General features: G+C 73.8%; 15 protein-coding genes. 8 read left to right on the top strand and 7 right to left on the bottom strand.

Annotation, left to right across the window (positions count from 1 at the left end):
- Positions 1–103: 103 nt before the first annotated feature.
- Positions 104–1,528 carry a HEAT repeat domain-containing protein gene (locus tag CP973_RS16360; protein WP_150241394.1) on the bottom strand — a complete coding sequence of 475 codons (1,425 nt, stop codon included), beginning with the start codon at positions 1,526–1,528 and terminating at the stop codon, positions 104–106.
- Between the two features lie 323 nt (positions 1,529–1,851).
- Between CP973_RS16360 and CP973_RS16355 the strand changes: the two genes are divergently transcribed.
- Positions 1,852–3,312: a PP2C family protein-serine/threonine phosphatase gene (locus tag CP973_RS16355; RefSeq protein WP_150241392.1), complete on the top strand. Its 1,461-nt coding sequence runs from the start codon at positions 1,852–1,854 to the stop codon at positions 3,310–3,312.
- 197 nt (positions 3,313–3,509) lie between these two features.
- Here the strand turns inward: CP973_RS16355 and CP973_RS16350 are convergent, their stop codons facing one another.
- Complete coding sequence (locus CP973_RS16350; RefSeq protein WP_150241390.1) at positions 3,510–5,018, bottom strand: DNA-binding protein NsdB; 1,509 nt, start codon at positions 5,016–5,018, stop codon at positions 3,510–3,512.
- A 257-nt stretch (positions 5,019–5,275) separates the two neighbouring features.
- On the opposite strand from CP973_RS16350, the gene CP973_RS16345 reads away from it, so the two are divergent.
- Together CP973_RS16345 and CP973_RS16340 are read left to right on the top strand one after the other, a co-directional pair.
- Positions 5,276–6,409: an aminoglycoside phosphotransferase family protein gene (locus CP973_RS16345; protein WP_150241388.1), complete on the top strand. Its 1,134-nt coding sequence runs from the start codon at positions 5,276–5,278 to the stop codon at positions 6,407–6,409.
- A gap of 244 nt (positions 6,410–6,653) precedes the next feature.
- Positions 6,654–8,651 (top strand): N-acetylmuramoyl-L-alanine amidase, encoded by a 1,998-nt coding sequence (locus tag CP973_RS16340; RefSeq protein WP_150241386.1) that lies wholly within the window; start codon positions 6,654–6,656, stop codon positions 8,649–8,651.
- A 115-nt stretch (positions 8,652–8,766) separates the two neighbouring features.
- Here CP973_RS16340 and CP973_RS16335 read toward each other — a convergent pair whose 3' ends face one another.
- From CP973_RS16335 to CP973_RS16315, 5 genes are all read right to left on the bottom strand, one after another.
- Positions 8,767–9,267 (bottom strand): hypothetical protein, encoded by a 501-nt coding sequence (locus CP973_RS16335; RefSeq protein ID WP_150241384.1) that lies wholly within the window; start codon positions 9,265–9,267, stop codon positions 8,767–8,769.
- A 42-nt stretch (positions 9,268–9,309) separates the two neighbouring features.
- Complete coding sequence (locus tag CP973_RS16330) at positions 9,310–12,234, bottom strand: ATP-binding protein (protein ID WP_483025198.1); 2,925 nt, start codon at positions 12,232–12,234, stop codon at positions 9,310–9,312.
- Between the two features lie 270 nt (positions 12,235–12,504).
- Positions 12,505–13,881, bottom strand: a complete 1,377-nt coding sequence (locus tag CP973_RS16325) for a protoporphyrinogen/coproporphyrinogen oxidase (RefSeq protein WP_150241382.1) — start codon at positions 13,879–13,881, stop codon at positions 12,505–12,507.
- A gap of 150 nt (positions 13,882–14,031) precedes the next feature.
- Positions 14,032–15,219 (bottom strand): terpene synthase family protein, encoded by a 1,188-nt coding sequence (locus CP973_RS16320; RefSeq protein WP_150241380.1) that lies wholly within the window; start codon positions 15,217–15,219, stop codon positions 14,032–14,034.
- Between the two features lie 16 nt (positions 15,220–15,235).
- Positions 15,236–16,762, bottom strand: a complete 1,527-nt coding sequence (locus tag CP973_RS16315; protein ID WP_150241377.1) for a cytochrome P450 — start codon at positions 16,760–16,762, stop codon at positions 15,236–15,238.
- A gap of 570 nt (positions 16,763–17,332) precedes the next feature.
- On the opposite strand from CP973_RS16315, the gene CP973_RS16310 reads away from it, so the two are divergent.
- The 5 genes from CP973_RS16310 to CP973_RS16290 all read left to right on the top strand — a co-directional run bounded on the left by CP973_RS16310 (position 17,333) and on the right by CP973_RS16290 (position 21,977).
- Complete coding sequence (locus CP973_RS16310) at positions 17,333–17,584, top strand: hypothetical protein (protein ID WP_150241375.1); 252 nt, start codon at positions 17,333–17,335, stop codon at positions 17,582–17,584.
- Positions 17,585–17,648: 64 nt separating this feature from the next.
- Positions 17,649–18,440: a DUF2637 domain-containing protein gene (locus CP973_RS16305; protein WP_150241373.1), complete on the top strand. Its 792-nt coding sequence runs from the start codon at positions 17,649–17,651 to the stop codon at positions 18,438–18,440.
- Positions 18,441–19,010: 570 nt separating this feature from the next.
- Positions 19,011–19,694 carry a hypothetical protein gene (locus CP973_RS16300; RefSeq protein WP_150241371.1) on the top strand — a complete coding sequence of 228 codons (684 nt, stop codon included), beginning with the start codon at positions 19,011–19,013 and terminating at the stop codon, positions 19,692–19,694.
- 250 nt (positions 19,695–19,944) lie between these two features.
- The gene (locus CP973_RS16295) at positions 19,945–21,159 is read left to right on the top strand and encodes an RICIN domain-containing protein (protein ID WP_150241369.1); all 1,215 of its coding nucleotides are present in this window, start codon (positions 19,945–19,947) and stop codon (positions 21,157–21,159) included.
- A gap of 68 nt (positions 21,160–21,227) precedes the next feature.
- Entirely contained in the window at positions 21,228–21,977 is a 750-nt protein-coding gene (locus CP973_RS16290; protein ID WP_150241367.1) for a leucine-rich repeat domain-containing protein, read from the top strand.
- Positions 21,978–21,996 lie beyond the last annotated feature (19 nt).

The raw sequence follows: 21,996 nt of genomic DNA, 5'->3' as shown, positions 1-21,996 counted from the left end.
CGGGCGTGTCCCCGGCCACGGGGATCTGTCCAGCCGGGGAACGTCCCATGAGCGTTGACGCGCGCGCCGGAGCGGCGCCTCCCCCGCGGCCCGGCGGCGCCCCTCAGACCGCCGGTGCGTCCGGCCCGAACCGGGCCCGTACCGCCGTCTGCACCTCGGCCTCCTCGGCCGGATCGGCGGCCAGCCGCCGCAGCTGCTCCACGACCCGGTCGTCGGCGGTCGCCGCGTGGCGGGCGGCCAGCTCCCTGGTCGTCTCCTCGCAGTCCCACAGGCACTCGACGGCGAACCCCGCGGGGAAGCCGGGGTCGGTCACGGCCAGCGCGGCAGCGGCGCGGCCCCTGAGGTGGGACGAGGAGGTCTCGCGATAAATATGGCGCAATACGGGTGCGGCGCAGGCCACACCCAGCCGGCCCGCCCCGTCGACCAGCTCCCACAGCCCGTCCGCGTCCGGGCCCTCCAGCCGGACCGTACGGCGCAGCGCGGCCAGGACCAGATCGGCGTCGGCGCGCCCGCCGCGGCGGGCCAGCATCGTGGCGCCGGCCGCGCCGAGGCGGTCCGGGCGCGGGGCCCACCGGCGGGCCCGCTCGATGGCGGCCACGCCGCGCATCCGCTCGAAGGCGGCGATCGCGGCCTCGGCGAGCGGCCTGCTGGAGAGCGGGTCGGCGGCCGCGGCCTCGATGAGGTCGAGGGCCTCGGGATCGCCGCGTTCGGCGAGGTGGCGCAGGGCGGCGGCGCGGGCGGCGTCCGGTCCCGTACGCGCGGCGCGCAGCAGCTCGGGGCGGTCCTCGGGGGCCGCGACGGCCGCCAGGCAGCGCGCGGCCGGCACCTGCCGCCACTCCTCGGGGCGCAGCTCCAGGCCCTGCTGGGCCCAGTCCAGGATCTCGGTGACGCTCCAGCCGGGGCGCGGTCCGCCCGGCCGCAGCTGGCGCTGCCAGCGGTCGAAGCAGCCCTGCTCCTGGGCGGCGCGGATGCGCTCGCCGTAGCGCGGGTCGTCGGCCCACAGCCGCCACGGGCGGGGCTCGAAGGCGTCCCGGACGGCGGCGGCCAGCTCGGCGTCGCCCTCGGGGGTCAGGGGGAAGCGGGCGAGCACGGCGGGGGCGAGGGTCGCCAGGCCCGCGTCGTCGTCGCGCAGGGCCAGCTCGTCCAGGGCCCAGCGCCAGTTCGTACCGGCCGCGGCGTAGCTGCGCAGGAGCAGGAGGGCGGCGTCCCGGCCGTACGCGGCGAGGTGGCCGAGTACGGCGAGGGCGAGCCCGGTGCGCTCCTCGCCGGGGTCGGTGAGGTCGTCGGGGTGGAAAAGATGCCGTTCGATCTCTTCGAGGCCGCCGTCGAGCTGCATGTACAGGCGCGCGTAGTACAGGGAGCGGTTCTCGACCTGCCAGTCGCGGCGGGGGTCGCGCAGCACGCTGTCGTTCAGTGCCGCGAGCGCCTCGGCCCGCGGCGCCGCGAGGGCATGCAGGGTCCCGTCGCCGCGGCCTCGCTGCAGGAGGCCGAGCAGGGTGCCACTGGGCGCTATGTCTGGATCGAACATGAGGTCAGCATCCGGTGCGGGGGACAGGCTGGCAACGGGATTTCCGCTGACCGGCATTCTTGCCGGTGACCACGGGTCGTATGCGTCGTTCCCACCATGGATCGGTGGAGGCCGAGCGCGCTACGGCGGCGGAAGCCTAGCCTGGAACGCTCCGTTCCGCCGATTCGGCGGAAGGTTGCCCCAGGGAGGCCAAGGGCATATGCCGAGTGCACCACCGTATCGGGTAATGCCAAATCCCTTACGGGCGGTCGCAGCCTGTGCAACAGTCGTAACCGGCCCTTCCGTCAGACCTGGCCCCGGCGCCGCCTGATATCGGAGTACGTATGCCGTCCCACCTCTTCGCGGACCGATCAGCCGCCCAGCCCCCCGAGCGCGACGCGGTCGAGGCGCTGATCACCCAAGCCCGCCGGCTGCGCGGCGGCCTGGACGCCGTACGCCGGGAGACCTCGGCGGACGGCGACGAGCACCCGGACCCGCGGCTGCGCTGGCAGCGGGCGCTGTGCGACCTGGCCGTCCACCACCTCGACGACCTCGGCGGACATCTGGACCAGCTCCGGGAGGGCCTGCCCGCCGACCCCGACGCCCTGCCGGACGAGGAGCTGCTGCCCGCGGCCCCGCCCGAGCCCGCCGACCACCCGGGCTCGCTGCTCAGCCGGGTCGGCAGCGCCGAGTGGAATCTGCTCACCGACGGGGTGAGCTGGTCGGACGAGCTGTTCACGATCCTCGGCCGGGACCCGGCCGAGGGTCCGCTGACCCTGGACGAGCTGCCGTCCCTGGTCTTCGCCGAGGACCAGCAGCTGCTGACCACGATGGTCACGGACTGCCTGGTGGACGGCCGGCCGATCGACGGCGAGTTCCGCATCGTGCGCACCGACCAGTGCGTGCGTACGGTGCACATGGTGGGCGAGCCGGTGCTCGACGCCGACGGAAGCACCGCATGCATGTGGGCCGTGCTGCGGGACGTCAGCGAGCTGCGTCGCAGCCAGCGGGCGGTGCGCGAGACCCGTGACTCGCTGCAGCGCCAACGGCACCGGGCGCAGACGGAACACCGGCTTGCGGTCGAGCTGCAGGAAGCCGTGCTGCCGCCGTGGCGCGGCTCCCTGCGGTTCCCGCAGGGCGGGCCCGTCGCACTCGACCTGGCCGCCCGGTACCTCCCTTCCGGCACCAGCGCCCTGATCGGCGGCGACTGGTACGACGCCCTGCAACTCCCGGACGGCAAGACCCTGTTGAGCGTCGGCGACCTCACCGGCCACGGCGCCACCGCCACCTCCGGCATGGCCATGGTGCTCGGCGCGCTGCGCGGCATGGCGGTGTCCGGTCAGGAGCCGGGCCCGCTGATGGGCTATCTGAACCAGCTGCTGGACAGCTCCGCACAGCCCGCCCTGGGCAGCGCGGTGTGCTGCCGCTTCGATCCGGCCACCCGCCAACTGGTCTGGGCGCAGGCCGGGCATCCGGCGCCGCTGCTGTTCCGCGACGGCACCGGCAGCCCGCTGAACCCGCCGGAGGGTGTGCTGCTCGGCGCCACGACGGGCGCCCGCTACACCCAGCACCACGAGCAGCTGGCGCCCGGTGACCTGCTGGTGCTGCACACCGACGGGCTGGTGCCGCGCCGCTCGCACGGCCCGCTCGCCGCCCACGAGGGCTCCGAGCGCCTCCTGTCGCTGGCACCGCGGTTCGCCGCGGCCCGTGACGCGCAGGACTGCGTCCGCGTCGTCGCCGAGGAGTTCGGCGGTGCCGAGCGCGAGGACGACGCGTGTGTGCTGATCGCCAGAGTGAGCGGTTAGCGGAGCGGCGGCACCGTACGGTTACGGGGCACGGGAGCGCCCGCCAGAGGCCCTGGCCCTGGACGAGTAGGTCGCGAATGAGTCGTTCGAGTGGGTTGTCGTCGTTCGAGTGTCTTGACCGAGTGCGTAGTTGACGTGTTCCGTGCGCGGACACGGGCTCCGCGGGGTCCGGGCGGCCCGTGGACGTCACCCCCTCGTCAGATCCGCAGGCTCTTGCCCGCCGGACCCAGCCCCGGCCCCAGCCCCTGGCTCTTGGCCCTGGGCATCACCCGCTGGATCTCCTCCCGCAGGTCCTTGATCTTGGCGTAGTCCGTGTACTGGTTGGTGAGCCGGTACATCTCGCGCAGCCGGTCCCAGGTGCGGTGGGAGGAGTTCTCCTTGATGGACACCAGGGCCAGCCGGGCGTAACGGTCGGCCTGTTCGGGGTCGTTGCCGATGAAGCAGGCGGAGGCCATCGACAGGTAGTCGAAGATCGTCGACCGCTGCCGGCCGGCGTCCCGCAGCCGCAGCGCCTGCTTGGCGTGCACCTGCGCGATCCTGGCCGCCTTCGGGTCGTGCTCGGCGAGGGTACGGAAGGCCAGCGCCTGCATGCCGTGCAGGTCCGCCTCGTCGAACATCTGCATCCAGCTCGGCGGCGGTACGTCGCCACGGTCGGAGACGAACAGCTCCTCCGCCTCGCCCAGCGTGCGGCGCATGGCCTGGCCCTGTCCCTTGGCCGCCTGGGCCCAGGCCTCGATCGTGTAGAGCATGGCGCGGGTACGCGGCAGGGTCTCGCCGCCGGAGCCGGACTTGGCCAGCTTCATCAGGTCCAGGGCGTCGTCCGGGCGGCCCAGATGCACCATCTGGCGGGCCGCCCGGGAGAGCGCCTCGCCCGCGCGGGGCCGGTCGCCGCCCTCTCGTGCCGCGTGGGCCGCGATCACGAAGTACTTCTGGGCGGTGGGCTCCAGGCCCACGTCGTGGGACATCCAGCCGGCCAGCACGGCGAGGTTGGCCGCCACCCCCCACAGCCTGCGCTGCAGATGCTCGGGGTGGCGGTAGGCGAGCATCCCGCCCACCTCGTTGAGCTGGCCCACCACGGCCTTGCGCTGGAGCCCGCCGCCGCGGGCCGCGTCCCAGGCGCGGAAGACCTCGACCGAGCGCTCCAGCGCGTCGATCTCCTGCGACCCCACGGGGGCCGCCTCGTAACGGTCGAAGCCGATCTGGTCGATGGTGTTGTCGCCGAAGGGGTCGTCGAATCGGGGGGCGTCGGCTGCCAGCGCCGGATCGGTGTGCAGCCAGTCGTGCATGGCGCTGCTGAGTGCGGAGCCCGCGGCGAGCGCCGCGCCCGCGCCCACCAAGCCGCGTCGGTTGAGCATGAGGTCCATTCCCGTGAATTCCGTGAGGACCGCCGCCGTCCGCTCGGGCGGCCACGGGAGGCCGTCCGTGGCCTGTTTCCGCCCCGCGCGCCCGGAACGATCGAACCCGAGGTCCTCGATGGTTACGACACGGCCGAGACGCTCGGTGAACAGGGCGGCGAGCACCTTGGGCACCGGGTCCCGCGGGGTCTCCCCCGTGTCGATCCAGCGCCGTACCCGCGAGGTGTCGGTCGCCAGCTGCGGATGCCCCATGGCGGCCGCCTGCCGGTTGACCAGTCTCGCGAGTTCGCCCTTGGACCAGCCGGCCAGGCCGAAAAGGTCCGCGAGACGGGTGTTCGGCTCCCTGTCCACGTCAAGCCCCCAGGTTCCTCGACTGACTTGACAGTAACGGGCCGTCCGGGACGCTTGCGAGCATTCGCCAGGGTTCGCCAGGGTGCGCCAGATGGTCTGCCACCCGCGCCCGCGTGTTCTGTAGGAGTGCAGCCCCCGGCCCGGTGTCGGTACCGCATTCCCCAGGGTGCGGACACCGGATCCGGGCCTTCGGGCCCGGTCATCGGGCCGGGGGCCGCACCGCAACTCGTCGGCGCACGAAGGGATCAGTCTCACCCATGTACGCAGCATCGTCCGCCGTGAGCGCCCCGAACCGGCCGTACCGCCCGCAGCCTCCGGGAAGCGGGCCCTATCTGGATCCCTCCCAGTCTCCGGGGGCGGTGTCCGGCCTGGCCGGCGGACGGAATCGGCGGGTGCAAGGGGGAGGCCCCCAACCGCTCAGCGGGAGACTCGACTTGTCCGGCCCCCAGGGCGCCCAGCTGCGCGCCGCGGTCGCCTCCGTGCACCGCATCTGCCCCGAGTTCCATCCGGTCCAGGTGCTCCGCCGCAGCGGCAGGTCCGTCCTGCTGGTGGGCACCACCGGCCGTACGACCGCGGTCGCCAAGTGTTTACTGGACCACTCCCCCGCGTGGGCCGAGCGGTTCCGGCACGAAATAGCTGCTTATCGGGCCTTCGTACGCCACCGCCCGCCGGTGCGCGTACCGAGGCTCATCGCCGCGGACCCGGACAACTGCACTCTGGTCGTCGAGCGGATGCCCGGCCGGATCGCCTCCCTCCAACGGCATCCCACCGAAGCCCCGCCCCGCGCGGACGTACGGGCCGCGCTCGGCGCCATCTGCCGGGTCAACCTCTGGCGGCCGCCGGCCGGGATGTTCGACATGCCGCTGGAGTACGGCAAGCGCATCGCGCACTTCCACGGCCTCGGCCTGCTGACCGACCGGGACCTGGGCGACCTGCAGAAGCTGCTGCACGGCCTGTCCCACACCCAGGGCCAGTTCTGCCACGGCGATGCGCTGCTGAACAACGTGCTGCTGTCCCCCGCCGGGCCGGTGCTGATCGACTGGGACCACGCCGGCTGGTACCTCCCGGGCTACGACCTCGCCACCCTGTGGTCGGTGCTCGGTGACGCCCCCGTGGCGCGCCGGCAGATCAGCCAGCTCGCGCAGGCCGCCGGACCGGCCGCGCGGGACGCCTTCCTGGTGAATCTGATGCTGGTGCTCACCCGCGAAATACGGCGTTACGAGACCGCCGTGCAGCGCACGATGCGCGAGCCCACGCCGGCGGGCACGCCGGGGCCGGGACACCCCGGTGCGCCGGCGGCGGGTGAGGAGCAGCGGCTGCTGCTGCGCCGGCTGCACGACGACTGCCAGATGGCGCGGCGTGCGGTGCGGGCGGCGGTCGGCACCCGCTGATCCGTCAAGGGGGGTATGTGAGCGGCACGCCGTGCCAGGCGTGCCGCTCACGTGTGCGCGGGCTCGGCCGCGTCCGCTCGTACGGGGGTGCGGGACGCGTGCTGACATGCGGGTCCGCCGGTGCGCACGGTGATTGACGGATCGTCGGCCAGGCGATAGCTGTAAACAGGTTCCGTCCCGCACGGCCGTATGCACACCGTCCGCCGTACGCCCCGGCTCGCCCGGTCGGCCCCAGGAGGCTGCATTGCGAGGATCCGACGAGAAGAGAACCCCCCGCTCCAGAGCGCGCAGGGCCGCCACCGCCGTCGCGGCGGCGGCCTTCTTGGTGCCGCTGGTCTCCGCCACGCCGTCCGTCCCGGCCGGGCAGCAGCGCGCCTCGGCGGCGCAGCCCGCCGCCGGCGCCCTCCAGCGGGCTTTCGCCGACGCCGCCGCACAGTACGGCGTGCCGCGGAACGTGCTGCTGGCCGTCGCCTACCTGGAGTCGCGCTGGGACGGACACGGCGGCGCGCCCAGCGTCTCCGGCGGCTACGGCCCGATGCACCTGACCGACGCCCGTACGGCGCTGGCCGAGCGGCCGCACCACGGCGAGGGCGACGAGGACCCGCGCGGCGACGACTCCCGGGCCCGCAAGCGGGTCCGCGCCCAGCCGCCCGCCGCCTCCGCGGTCCCGGCCCGGCTGCGGACCCTGGAGCGGGCGGCGCGGCTGACCGGGCTGCCCGCCGAGCGGCTGCGCCGCGATCCGGCGGCCAACATCCGCGGCGGCGCGGCGCTGCTGGCCGCGGAGCAGCGCCGCCTCGGTCCGCTCTCCGCCGACCCGGCCCGGTGGTACGGGTCCGTGGCGCGCTATTCGGGCGCGGACGACGCCCGTACCGCGGCGGGCTTCGCCGACGACGTGTACGACGTGCTGCGGCAGGGCCGGTCCCGGACGACCGACTCAGGCCAGCGGGTGACGCTGCCCGCCTCCCCCGGGCTGACGGCCGACCGGGCCCAGCTGGGCCGCCTGGGCCTGCGGGCCGCCGCCGCACCGGCCGGGTCCCGCCTCGAATGCCCGCGCACGGTCTCCTGTGTGTCCGTACCGGCGCCGTACGAGGAGTTCGGCGACGGCGACTACGGCAACCACGACAAGGCGGACCGCCCGCGGGACCAGCGGGTGGACGCCATCGTCATCCATGACACCGAGGGGTCGTGGGAGACGACGCTGAAGCTCATCAAGGATCCGACGTATGTGTCCTGGCACTACACGATCCGGTCGGCGGACGGGCTGATCGCCCAGCATGTGCCGACGAAGGACGTCGCCTGGCACGCGGGGAACTGGTATGTGAACGCGCACTCCGTGGGGATCGAGCACGAAGGTTTCCTCGCGGCTCCGGACGCCTGGTACACCGAAGCGATGTACCGCGCCTCGGCGCGGCTGGTGCGCTATCTGGCGCGCAAGTACGACCTGCCGCTGGACCGGCAGCACATCATCGGCCACGACAATGTGCCCGGCACGACCCCGGCCACGATCAAGGGCATGCACACCGACCCCGGCCCCTACTGGGACTGGGCGCACTACTTCCGGCTGCTGGGCAGGCCGTTCGTCCGTACGGCGGGGCCCCGGGGCGGGCTGGTCACCATCCGCCCCGACTACGACGAGCACCGTCCCGTCTACACGGACTGCGGGAAGCCGGGGCAGCCGTGCGCGCCGCACGGCTCGACGGCCGTCCGCCTGCACACCGGTCCGAGCGAGAGCGCCCCGCTGGTCCGGGACATCGGCCTGCGGCCGGACGGCAGCCCCTCGACGACCGGCGTGAACGACACCGGCGCCCGCGCCACCACCGGCCAGCGGTACGCGGTCGCGGAGCGCCGCGGCGAGTGGACCGCCATCTGGTACCTCGGCCAGAAGGCGTGGTTCCACAACCCGGCGGACGAGCCCACCGCGGTCGACGCCAAGGGCCTGGTGATCACCCCGAAGGCCGGCCGGGCGGACATCCCCGTCTACGGCCGCGCGTACCCGGAGCAGGCGGCCTACCCGGCAGGCGTCCCCGTACAGGCCGTCACCCCACTGCCGTACAAGCTCCTGGCGGGCCAGCGCTACGCGATCGGCAACCGGGTGCGCGGCGAGTACTTCTACGCCCCGACGTACGACGTGTCCCAGCACGCGGTCGTCCGCGGCGAGGACGTCTACTACGAGATCCAGGTGGGGCACCGGGTGGGGTACGTACGGGCGGCGGATGTGGAGGTGCGGTCCTCGGCCCGGTAGGGCGGGAGGAGGCGGCGCCCGGCGTGCGGCCGGGCGCCGGCCTCGCGCGCACACCGAGCCCGTACGGACTGACCGCCCCGCGGCTCGCGACGGCCGCCCCGGTGCGCCGGACGGTTCACCCCTGCTGGAACATCTCCGCCGGCAGCGGCTTCAGCAGGGCGTACAGGTCGTCCGTGATCGGGCGGTCCCAGCTGGCGATGGTGACCAGGACGCCGTCGCTGCGGTCGAACTGGACGCAGGAGACGCGGCCCTCGGAGCACTTGATGCGCTTGACGATCAGCAGGTTGTCGTCGTGCATGACCGGGGTGTCCTCGGTCTCGACGACGGTGACCGGCTCGTCGTTGCCGAGGGCGGCGAGCAGCTGGGCCACCTCGAAGGGGACCTGGTCGTCCCCGAGGTCGCGCGCCGGTGAGCCCTCCGGGAGATTGCCGATGATCATCGCGGGACCGCGCCCGCCGAACAGGTCGTAGCGCAGGAAGACCCCCTGGCAGCTGCCGTCGGGGGCGGGCAGCAGCCCGGCTCCGAGATTGCCGGGCCAGTCCCCGGGGTCCATGGCGAGGACGTCGAAGTCAGGCCCGGCGGGCGTGGCTGCGCTGCGGCGGCGGAGGAAGGACATACCGCCATCGTACGTGGCCGCCGACGGCGGGCGGGCCCGGCGTCAACGCCGCGGCGGCCGGTCCGGCACGGTGGCCGGGTCGGCGGTCTCCAGGAGCCGCGGCAGCCCGGTGTAGTCCGTGCCCATCTTGCGGCAGACGCTGGACAGCAGGCGGGTGACGACGGTCTCCGGGGTGGCCAGCTCCTCGGCGATCCGGCCGGTGGACCAGCCCAGGGCGAGCCGCTCGGCCGCGGCCCGCTCCTGGGAGGTGAGCGCGTCGGTGCCGGTGCTGTGGAGCTGGAGCGGGCGCAGTCCGGCCGCGGACAGTTCGTCGCGGGCGCGCTCCGCCAGCGCGTCGGCGCCGCAGTGGACGGCGCCCTCCAGCCCGCGGTACAGGCGCTCGGCGGCGTCCTGCGGCAGACCGGCGCGGCGCAGGGCCGCGCCGTGGTCGACCAGGGCCTCGGCGAGCGCGTATCCGGCGGGTGAGTGCTCCAGCTCCCGTACGGCCTCGGCGAGCAGTTTCAGGGCGCGGCCGCCGCCGATCACGTTGGCGGCGCAGTGCAGCGCCTCGCCGATCGCCGTGGCGGTGCCGAACCGGCGGGCGCGGCGGACGCCTTCCTCCGCCAGCTCGACGGCGTGCGGACTGTCGGTGAGCGCGGTGGCGCGGGCGAGGTGCAGCTGCCAGGGGCACCAGGCGGGGTTGCGCATGCCACGGGCCTCCAGCCGCCTGCCGACCGCCTTGAGGTGGTGTTCGGCGTGCCGGTGCAGGCCGCGGGCCAGCAGCAGTTCGCTGTAGACGGTGCGGGAGTCGGGGTAGACCACGGCGTTGGGCACCACCTCGCCGTAGCCGAAGTGGTCGGCGGTCCGCTGGGCCTCCTCGACGCGGCCGCGGGCGAGCAGGATCTCGATGAGGATGCCGATGGCGTACCACTGGGCGGGCACCGCGCCGCCGACCCGCTCGGCGATCCGCAGCCCTTCGCGGACCAGGGCCTCCGCCTCGGCGAGCGCGCCGCGGCGGTAGCGGATGTAGCCGAGCAGGGCGTGGCCGAAGGCCAGGTGGGCGCCGCGCCAGCCCTTTCGCTCGCACTCGGCCATGCCGCGGGTGAACAGTTCCTCGGCGCGGCCGGGCTGGTCGCAGTACATGAACGTCATGGCGACGGCGACCGGGACCTCGAAGCCGCGGTTGTCCTCCGTCCAGCTCAGCCCGCCGACCAGGGCCGCTTCGGCGTAGCGCAGGGCGGTGGCGGCGGGCTCGCCGTGCACCACGCAGTCCCAGGCGCGCAGGCCCAGGATGTAGCGCTCGGCGAGGCTGTCGCCGGTCAGGTGGTCGGCGAGCCGGGCCAGCCGGCGGGAGCGGGCGGCGGAGTCCGGTTCGTCGGCCCGGAAGGCGCTCCACACGAAGTTCTCGGCCTGCATGCGCAGCCGGGTGGCGGGGATGCTGGTGCGCCGGGCCTCCTCGGCGGCCACCGCCGCGGCCTCGGCCACCTGGTCGGTGTGGGCCAGCGCCTGGGCCAGCCGGTAGGTGATGGCCTCGCGCAGCTCGGGGTCGACGTCCGGCTCGGCCAGCGCTTCGCGCAGGTAGTTGACGGTGATCTCGGGCGCGGCGAGGAAGGTGGCGGCGCCCAGTTCGAACAGGACGGCGGCGCGGTCCTCCGGGGAGGGCGGCTCGCGCAGGGCGCGGGTCAGGAAGCGGCGGGCGGCGTCGGGGGCTCCGGCGCGTACGTATTCCTGCGCGGCCTGGCGCAGCCGCTGGACGACCCAGTCGTCGCCTTCGCAGGGCACCTCCAGCAGATGCCGTGCGGCGACCGTCGGCCCGAGCCCGGCTTCCACCACGGCTTCGGCGGCGACGTTGTGCATGCCGACGCGCAGCGCGGTCGGGATCGCCCGGTGGACGGCGGCGCCGATCAGCGGGTGGGCGAACTGCAGGATGCCGTCCGGGCCCTCGTCGGGCGCCAGGACGCGCGCCTCGCGCAGCCGGGCGACGACGTCCACCCCGGATTCGCTGCCGAGCGCGGCGACTCCGGCGGTGATCTCCGGGGTGGCCGAGGTGCCCAGGACGGCGACCGCCCAGGCGAGCCGGACGGCGGCGCCGCCGAGCCGGTCCAGCCGCTCGACCAGGCCCTTGCCCTTGACCGCGGAGCCCAGTTCGCGCAGCGCGGGCAGGTCGTCCCGGCAGCCCTTGAGGCCGCGCTCGCGCAGTCCGGCGGCGAGTTCCACGGCTTCGAAGGGGTTGCCGTCGGTGACCGCCCAGCACTCGGTGCAGAACGTGTCCTCGGCCCCGTCGCCCACCGCGTCGCGGATGATGCTGCCGACCGCTTCGCGGGTGAGCGGGGTGAGGTCGTAGGGCCGGGAGGCGTGGCGTTCGGCGAGCTTGCGGAAGGGGTCGGCGCTGCGCGGCAGTTCGTCGGGCCGGTAGGCGACCACCATGAGCATCGGCAGGTCCTCGGCCCGCGGCCCGAAGGCGGTGAGCCAGCTCAGCGACTCCTGGTCGGCCCACTGCGCGTCGTCCAGGACCAGTACCGTGGGCGTCTGCTGTACGGCCAGGCGGGTCACCAGCCAGTCCAGGCCGTCGCGTACGCCGGTGGGGTCGGGTGAGCTGCCGCCAGGGTGGGCCACCAGGCCGAGGGCCGGGGCGACGATGTCGTACCAGCTGCCGAGGACCGTGCGGCAGGTGGCCTCGTCGTACCCGGCCAGGACGGGCTGTACGAGCTGGCGTACGACATGGAAGGCCATGCCGTGCTCCTGTTCGTTGCCGCGTGCGAAGAGCACGGTGCAGCCGCGGGCGGCGGCCCTGGGCGCGGACCTCGGCGAGCAGCGCGGTCTTGCCCATCCCGGCCGACCCGGCGAAGGAGAGCAGTCCGCCGCGCGGGACGGCCACCGGGCCGCCCGCCGTGCCGCGGAGCCGGGACAACGCCGCTTCCACCGCGTTGAGTTCGGCGTTGCGTTCGAGCAACTCCCGCCGTACGTCGCGTACGTGCTCCCACCCATGGGTCATGACCGGATCCGTTCGCCGCGCTGGGTCTCCCGCCCGCCGCGAGTGCGGGCCCGTCCGGCCGCACTCTGCCTGCGGTAGCGCAGAGCGTACGCCCATACGGACCCGCGGTAACCAGGATGAGTGACATGCCGTGCACGGCAGCCCGGGGCGTGCTAAACGCGCCCGCGTATAGCCGTTTCGGCCTGCCCGATCCACCCATAAGCGGCCACTCTTACGGGTGAACCGGTTGCGCGCAGGGGGAGTTGCGCCGCCCGGGGCGCGGGTCAGCCGCGCCCCGGCGCGAGCGCCCCTTCGCCGCGCAGCCGGGCCAGCAGGTTGCGGGCGGCCCGCTCCCCCGAGCACACGCTGCTGTTGGTGGTCGAGTGCCCCAGGTGGTCGCCCCCGGCGAGCTGGACGCGGCCGCGGGGATCGAATCCGGCCGCGAACCGGGCGATGGCGCGGTAGTCCCCCGGCCGCCGGCCGATCAGACAGGGCGAGACGCGCCAGATGTGCGTCATCGTGGTGTGGCGCTCCAGCTCGGGCAGGATGCCCAGCCGCCGGACGCCCGCCAGGACGTGGTCCACCACCTTGTCGTCCCCCAGGTCCCAGTTGCGGTCCGACCAGGCGCCGCGCAGATGCGTCATGACCAGCCCGGTCCCCTCCGGTACGCGCCGCGGGGAGAGGTTGTGCTCCAGCACGAACGCGCAGAGGTCGGGGTGCTCGACGCGGGACGCCTGCACCAGCATCGCCCGCTCCCGCGTGGGCCGGTCGAGCCCGAAGGCGACGTGGATGCTGCGGGCGTACGGCGCGTCGTCCAGGAACTCCCGCTGCTCCGGCGTGAGTTGCGCGTACAGCGGCGGCACCTGCGGCGGTGGTACGGCCAGGACGCAGGCCGCCGCCGTCTCGATGTGCTCCGGCTCGCCCGGCCGGTGCCAGGTGACGGCCACCTCGTCCCCGCGGTCCTCGACCGAGGTGACGTGGGCGCGGTATTCGACGGTGAGCTGCCGGGCCAGCCCCTTGGGCAGGAAGCCGACGCCCTCCTTGGAGGTGAAGAAGCCGCCGCCGCACAGGATGACGTCGATGAAGACGAACGGCATCGCGGCGGAGACCTCTTCCGGCTCGCCCAGGCACAGCCCCGAGACGAGCGGGTCGAGCAGGTACTCCAGGGTTTCGGGCCGCAGGCCGCGGCGGGTGGCGTACTGGGTCACGGACTCGAAGTCGGCCGTGGCCATCGGGGACATGTCGTGCGGCGTCAGCAGGGGGCGCACCCGCCGGTAGTCGCGCAGCAGCTTGCCGACGTCGCCGAGGGGGAAGCTGGTCAGCAGGCCGCCGGTGGCCAGCTGCCGGCGCGATCCCAGGCGCACCCGGCCCACCTGCCCGTCGCGTACCAGCCCGAAGAGGTCGGAGCCGGGCACGACCTCGCCCGCCAGGCCGGCCGCGGCGATCAGGCGGATCAGTTCGCGGTAACTGTTGATGAGGATGGTCGCCGCCCGGTTGACGGCGAATCCGCAGACGTCGACGGTGGCCATCCGGCCGCCGACCATCTCCGGTCCGGCGCTCTCCAGGACGTCGGCGTCGCAGCCGGCCTGCTGGAGCCGGAAGGCCGCGGACAGGCCGGCGACACCGCCGCCCACCACGACGACACGGGGCTGTGCACTCACACCGGTTCACCCTTCCTGCCGGTACCGGAGCGGGCCGCGACGGGGCGGCCCGGCACCCGGTACCGAGACGTTCCGACAAGAGCGGAGACCGAGGGGCCCGCCGGGAACGGGCCCCTCGGGGGCCGCGGACGAGGAGGCGTCACCACCGCCTCACACCGCGGGGCTCAGCTGGTCCCACCACCACGCCACCGTGCGCAGCGGCAGCGGTTCGAGGCTCCCATCGCTGGGCGAGTCCGCCCAGACGCCGTACGCGGGCGCCGGGTCGGGGGCGGCGCCCGGGTCGTCCCGGTAGCGGGGGCTGACGGCGCTGTAGTCCAGGTTGCCGCGGATGAAGTGGTCGAGCTGGCCGAGGTAGCGGCGCACCTCGGGGGCGGCCCGCACCGCGGTCCGCTCCCGCAGGGCGAGGTACAGGCACATCAGCCGGTCGTGCAGTGCCGCCGCCCTGGTCATGGCCTCCTGGGGCGGCACCCGCAGTTCGTGCTCCAGGATGCCGACGAGGTTGGACTCCAGCGACTGCTCCTTGACCTCGCGGTGGTAGGAGTAGACGTCGTTGGCGAACGTGACCAGGGCCGACGCGATCTGGGTCAGCGCTCGTATTCGGGGCGTCTCCGCCTCCTCGTTGGGCAGCGAGGTACCCTCCGCCATCTCGATGACGGCGATGGACGCCTTCGTACCGCGGTCCCGGGGGCCGATGACGAAGTACTCCTCCAGGCTCGGCACGGTGCCCGACGCCCGCTGGCCCATGCCGACGCACGCGGCGAGAAACCATTCGGCGACGCCGTCGACCCAGCGCCGTACGACCGTGCCGGTGGCGTGCCGCCGGTAGCGGTACGAGACCTCGCCGAACGCCGCGGTGTAGGGGTCGACCTCCTCGTCGTCGGTGGTCTCGGGGTGGTCGGCGCCGTGGATCACCTGGACGGCCATCGGGAGGAAACGTTCCGGGTTCCGGCTGAAAAGGCCGCCGTCCAGGTAGACGTCGTCCAGCAGCAGGCCCAGGCAGGACCAGTCGGCGCCGATCTGCAGCAGGCCGCTGCTGCCGTCGGGCGCGATCCGGCACGCCCACTCGGCGGTGCGGTTGGCCAGGACCTGGGCGTGGTGGAAGTCGTTGTCGCAGAAGCCGAACCGCGCCATCCAGTCCACCACGCGCCGCTCGATGCCGGCGGTCTCGTGGTGCGGCGCCGCCGGCAGGGGGCAGTACAGCTGGGGGACGACGACGGCGGCGCGCACCGCCATGGCGTCGCACGGGCCGTGCTCCGGACCGGCGCCCGTCAACGGGACGTGGCCCCAACGGCCGGTCGGCAGCTCGGATTCGGGGACGCCGTAGCCTGTTGCCTGCATGGTTCTCTCTCCATGGTCACGGTGCTTCAGATGGCACGGCCGGCGCTGCGCCGTCCGGTCCGCGGCGTGGCTCGCAGACCATGGGCAGCGGGCCCGGGCTCAGCACGGCCGCCGGGACCGGTCGTACGGTCCTGGCGGACGGCGGGCGCAGGCGCCAGCGCGCGGCGATGGCGGCAAGGGCGAGCACGGCTTCGGTCATCGCGAAGTGGTCGCCGATGCACTTGCGGTTGCCGGCGGCGAACGGGAGCATCGCACCGCCCGGAACGCTCCCCGCCCGTTCCGGCAACCATCGGTCGGGGTCGAAACGCTGGGGGTCGGGGAAGGCCACCGGGTCCTGGTGGAGCACGTACGCGCTGTACAGGACGGTGCTTCCCGCGGCCAGCCGGTGACCGGCCAGCGTGGTCTCGGTGGTGGTCACACGGGTCAGGGCCCAGCCGGGCGGGTACATGCGCAGGGCTTCGGTGACCACGCGCCGGGCGTGGCCGAGCCGGGGCAGGTCGTCCGGGGCAGGCGGCCGGCCGGCGAGCACGGAGTCGACCTCGGCGTGCAGCCGGCGTTCTTCCTCGGGGTGGGCCGCCAGGAGGTGGAGCGTCCAGGCGAGGGCCAGCGCGGTGGTCTCGATGCCGGCCACGAGGAAGGTCATCAACTGGTCGTGGGCCTCCTGGTCGGTGAGCGGATCCTGGGCAGGGGACGCCTCCTGGGGGGTGGGCGCGGTGCCGGAGTGGGGGCACTCCGGGACGGTGCCTTCGGGTACGGGGCGGCCGCCCGGTCCGGGGGCGTCGTCCGTCGCCCTCAGGAGGGTGTCCAGCAGGTCGCCGTGCCGGGCGGTGCCGCCGCGGCGCTCGGCGATGATCCCGTCGATGATGTGGTGCAGCCGGGCGAGGGCCCGGTCGAAGCGGCGGTTGCCGGGCGTGGGGAGCTTGTAGAGCGGGCCGAGCGGGACCACCGCGCGCAGCAGGACGCCGCGCATGACGGTCGACAGGCACGCGCGCACCTCGGCCGCGAGACCCGGGTCGAGGGAGGTGGACATCAGCACGCCGGTGGTCACCCGGGCCGAGAGGTCCATCATCGCGTCGGTGACGTCCAGCGTCCGTCCGGGCCGCCACTGTCCGACGGCGGCGTCGATCTCGGCGCTCATCACCTCCGCGTAGTCGGCGATCCGGGACGGGCGGAAGCAGGGCTGGGCCAGCCGGCGCTGCCGGCGGTGCACGCCCTGGGCGCAGGTGACCAGCCCGTTGCCGAGCACCATGCGCATCGTGTCGTAGAGCGGGCCGCCCTTGTCGTACGTGCGCGGGTCCATGAGGATCTGCTGCACCAGCGCCGGGTCGCAGGCCAGCCACACACGCTGCGGGCCGAGGCGGATCGCGACCAGGTCGCCGTGCGCGGGCAGGGAGGCGAGGAAGTCGAGCGGGCGCCGCCACAGCGGGAGCGCGTGCCCCAGCAGCGGTACGCCGCCGGGCGCCGTCGAAACGGTCCAGGTGTGCGGGGCGGCGGCCACGGGACCGCGGGTCGCGCGGCCGCCCGCCGCGCCACGTATGCCCATCGGGAATCCCCTCGTTCGGCCGGGATTCCGGGCCGCCGCGGGACGGCGTCCGGAACCGGGACGGACAGGTAGGTGAATCGGACCATTACCTACCCGGGCCGTCCTGCCGGTCCCGTGGTCACACCTTCTTGAGGGGGCGCGTCGGAGTGGGATTCAGCTCACCGGTGCGCATACGCTGAAACGGTCCGCCGCGCGCCGGAGCCGCCCCCACGTCGGCAGTAACGATTTGCCTCCGAGGTGAGCGCCCTGGGACGGACAACCGTTCGCGCACAGAGGATGGCGGGCCGGACCCGTCCCCGGCAAACACGCCGCTCGGTGCCGTGGTGACGCGTGGCGGGTGCCGGTGGTATGGGCCCCTGTCCCGGTGCCCGGCACCCGCGCCCCCGCAGGCCGGCCCGGCGGCGTCCGCAGCCCGCGGGCACCCCGCGCCGCGCCGGGGCGAACGGCCCGCGGAACCGGGCTGATTTTTCCACCTTTCCGATCACCGCCTCTTCGTACCCTCCACCTCTTCTTGAGTTCATTGCTACCGGCTACCCGTCCCTTTGTGTCCGGCGAATTCGTTCCGCATGTATGCCTGACTCTCCTGTGGAACAGCCGGTACGACGCATCGGCCGGCGCTTCTTCAAGCCCGTTGGCATCCCCGACTCCCCCGCGACCGACCGGCCGGTGGCCGCTCCGGAGCGCGAAAGGGAATACTTCCGCCCGGAACTCTCCGCGGACCTGCTGGACCGCCTCGGCGCGGAACTCGACCGCATCAAGGCGACGTTGTGGTCGCAGCAGCACGGCGACGCCGAATACGGCGCGGGCCCCCGGCGGTGCTGACGGCGGTCCGCGCCACTTGACCCCAGGGCCCCGACGCCGCCGCCCCGCTCGCAGGGAAGTAGCCGTGTACGATCCCCCCACCCTCCACCTGCTGATGCCGTCCACCGCGGACGGGTACCGGATCCCCGCCCAAGTCACCACCGAGCCCGACCTGACGGCCGCCTTCGGCCTCACCGACGGGCCGCTCTTCCGCGACCAGCCCGCCCACGAGAGCCTGGCCGACGCCTACGGCCACGGCGCGCCGCTGACGGTCCCCGACGACCTCGACGCCGAGCTGGCGCAGCTGCTGGACACCGCGGAACAGCCCCCCGTCGTCGAGGGGCTGCCGGCCGGCGAGCCGCACAGCCACCGCAAGCCGACCTTCCTGCACCCCGGCCGCGCCGCCAAGGAGAGCGGCACCCGGTCCTGGCGGCGCACCCTCAGCGTCGTCACCGTCGTCCTCACGTCCGTGATCGTGGTGGCGGTCGGCCTGCTCGCCGCGGTGGCGTCCTACCCGCCGCTGCGGGCGCTGGCCGGGGAGGCCACGACGCCGCGCATCGCCCAGCTGTGGCCGCTGCTGGTCTACGGGCCGTGGATGGCCGCCATCCTGTCCATCCTGCGGGCCCGCACCCACCGGCGCCGCACCGCCCACTCCTGGTGCGTGGTGATCTTCTTCGCCGCCGTGGCCACGGTGCTGTGCATCGCCAAGGCCCCCACCACCCCGGCGGGCATCACGGTGGCGGGCCTGCCGCCGGTCACCGCGCTGCTCTGTTTCCACCAGCTCATCCGCCAGCTCGACCCCGGCCCCTCGACGGCCCCCGCCACCCGGCACGCGTACTCCAACCGCGGCGCGCACCGCCACCGTTCCGGCCGCTGAGGCCCCGGCGGGCCGGCCGTGGTCCCGACGGGTCACCCGCCCCTGCGGCGGCCGGCCGTGGTCCCGGCCGGCCGTCCCTGAGGCGGGCCGGCCGTGGCTTCGGCACCGGCCGCAATCCGGCGGCCCGCCGTACCGGGGGCCGCCGGACCGCGGCGGTCCCGGTTCCGTCCCGCGGCCCGGAGTATCCGCGATCCGGACCGTTCCGTCCGCAGCCGGATTCGTTCCGCCTCCGGGGGCCATTGCCTCCGGAAGCGGACGGATATCCTCGCCCCCGGGGCGCCGCTTTCTCGTAACTGCCATTTCCGGAAGAGCTGTTGGTCCGCGGGGAGATGGCCCGTCCGGGGATATCACCGGCGCCGCCGGGCGCGTTCGGTGGCGTATTTCCGCGGCGGCGCACGAAGGTGCTCCGTGGCCCCGCCGGGGCGTCCCCCGAATGCGCCCGGCTATCCGGAGGAATTTCTTCAGCAGAAACGTTGCTTGTCCTTGCCGAGCGTATCCGACAATTCCATTGTTCGTTGGTGGAGGTGATGAGGCTCTGCGTCCGTGCCCCCGACGAAGGAGTGAGTAGCCATGGCCGTGAGCTGGGCGAAAAGGATCGCCGTCACGGAGCCCGCCCCGAAACCCGTCCGCTACGCCCGCTATCTGGCGCCCCACTGGCAGGGGCTGCTCCGCGTGGACAGCGAGAACGGAATCGGCATCGTTCCGGCGGTGGCGTTCTTCGGCGTGCTCGCCACGGTCCTCTTCGGTGCGGGCGGCGCGGCCGTGGCGCTGCTGGTCGGCGCGGCCCTGGAGCGCGACCACATGGCGCGCACCTGGGTGACGTTCGACCTCGTGGCGGCCGTGACGCTGTCCCTCTCGTACTGGCTCGTCGGCCGGTACGGGCTGCGGTTCTACGACACCGACCCGGGCACCAACGACCTGTGGCGGAGCATCACCGTCGCCAACACCGCCTGGCGTTCGCTGCCCCGGGCGCACCGCACGGCCCAGAAGCCCCGGCTGCGCGCCGTGAACACCGCCGCCCGCATCCTGCTGGCCGACCCGGCGGACACCCGCACCCACCAGATGCTCCACGCCCACGCGGACGTCCTGCGGCACCTGGCGACCACCGTGCTGGCCGACCCCCAGCAGGGCCAGCCCGTGGAGCCCCCCACCGCGTACGCGACCCGGACCGCCGACGCGGGGTTCCGCGCCGAGCACGGCGTCCCGCTGGCGACCTCTCTGGAGCGGGCCCCGACCATCCCCAACCAACAGTGAGGCGCGGCGTGCCGCGCGGGTGCCGGCCGCCGTCGCGGCGTGCTGTTCCGGTCGTTGCTGATGCGGGGCGGCCGGATCGGCGGAGGGCGCCCGCCGGGGATCCGGCCTTGTGGGCGGTGCGCACCCCGGCCGGGGCCGGGACCTGACCTTGGCCGGGTCTGGTGGCCGTACCGTCGCGTCCTCGGGAACGGGCTCATAGGGTGAGAACGCCGGAATCGGAAATTCTTCCGACCGTTCCCAGGAGGTTCCCGTGAGCGTCAGCGCCAAGGGCACGTACCTGATCAAGAACGCGAACAGCGGTCTGTACCTGACCGTCAAGGGCCACACCAAACAGTCCCCCGCGGACCTCGTCCAGGACCGGCTGCAGGACTGGCCGCAGCGGGCGGCGCAGGCGTGGCGGCTGGAGTCCGCGCCGGGCGGCGAGCGCACCTTCCGGATCCAGAACCAGCACAGCGGCGGGTACCTCCAGGTCCGCAGGTGGAGCAGGGACAAGGGCGCACCCCTGGTCCAGGAGCACCTGGAGGAGAACACCCCGGCGTACCGGAGCCAGTCGTGGCAGCTCACCGACGAGGACCCGTACCGCATCGTCAACCTGCACAGCGGTCTGTGGGTGAACGTCCGGGACCACTCCGCCGCCGTCGGGGCGGTGGTCGAGCAGTCGACGGAGAGCACGGGCACCTACCGCGGCGCCGAGCAGTGGATCTTCGAGCCGGTCGAGCCGCGCGGCGGCGACCCGGTCTTCGACGCGCTGTCGGGGGTCCTGGTGCAGCCGGGCGGCGGCATCATCTCCACCGTCACCCATGTCTTCAAGGCGTCGCTGGAGGCCGCCGGCGGAGTCTTCGGCACGTTCGCCAAGTACGTGCCGGGCGACACCACGCCGTTCGTGCGGTTCGAGGGCTTCCGCGGCGACGAGGTCATCCGGTTCTCCTCGCGCAACCGCGTCGAGGCGGGGCCGCGCAAGATCAGTACGCAGTTCCCGCACCTGCCCAAGGAGTTCCACGGCGGCTTCGACTTCGTCACCCGGGCCCCGCGCCACCGCGACCACGCGTACCTCGGCGTCAAGGGCGATCTGACCATCGCCTTCTCCGACAAGGGCAACGACGGCATCGACCGGACCGAGGAGTACTTCCCGTCCCGGGAGCTGGAGCCGTACGGCCGGGTCCTGGAGGCGGCGCCCGCCCGCCCCGACGACTCGCAGTACCTGCTCTTCTGCGAACAGGCCACGGTGCTGATCGACGGCCGGTTCCGCGCGCCGGACCTCCGCGAGGTGCAGCCGATGCCGCTGGGCCAGCTGCCCAAGGGCTGGGAGCGGCCGGACGCGGTCGCCTCCGCGACGGTGGGCGACGAGGTCCACTTCTTCGCCACCAAGGGCACCGAGTACACCGTCTTCACCCTGCGCGACCTTGTCCAGGGGCCCGCGCCGGTACTGAACGCCTATCCGTTCCTGCTGGGGCTGTGGGCGTAACGGGGCCGCGTACGGCCGGGTGGCCGGCGGCCGTCTCCGCCGGCCACCCGGCGCCGTAATCTGCGTCCATGACCACCGTCACCGGTTCCGCAGCGGCACCGTCCCCCGTACTCAACCTCTGGAAGGCCGGGCTGCGTTCGGTGCCCGCCGGGACCTGGGGGCGGACCGGGCTACGGGTGCTGATCCTCGCCGACAACGAGCTGACCTCGGTGCCGCCCGCCATCGCCCGTCTGCGGGAGCTGCACACCCTCGATCTCGGCCACAACGCCCTGACCCGGCTCCCCGAGCAGATCGGAGACCTCACCGGACTCACCCGCTGCCTCTACCTGCACGACAACCGCCTCACCGGGCTCCCCGCCGCCCTCGGCAGGCTCGGCCGCCTCGGCTACCTCAACGTCGGCGAGAATCCGCTCGGCCGACTGCCCGGTTCCCTCGGCGCCATGTCCGGGCTGCACGAACTCCGCGCGCAGCACGCCGCCCTGACGGAACTCCCCGCTTCCCTGGGCCGCCTCGCGGGCCTGCGGGAGCTGTGGCTGCGCGGCAACGAGCTGACCGGCCTGCCCGCCACCGTGAGCAACCTCCACGCCCTACGGGAGCTGGAACTACGGGAGAACGCCCTGCCCGAGGTACCGGACGCCCTGCGCGGGCTCCCCGCACTGCGCCGACTCGACCTGCGCGGCAACAAGTTGCGCGGCGTACCGCACTGGCTGGCCGAGCTGCCGGGCCTGGAGAAGCTGGACCTGCGCTGGAACTCCGTGGACTACGACGCGGCACCACTGCGCGCGCTGCGGGAGCGCGGCTGCATCGTCCTGGTGTAAGGGCCCGGCCCCGCACCCC

It is taken from the genome of Streptomyces albofaciens JCM 4342, from assembly GCF_008634025.1.
GTDB lineage: Bacteria > Actinomycetota > Actinomycetes > Streptomycetales > Streptomycetaceae > Streptomyces > Streptomyces albofaciens.
Note: the sequence above shows the minus strand (reverse complement) of the source record. Positions and strands in the feature narration are given on the sequence as shown.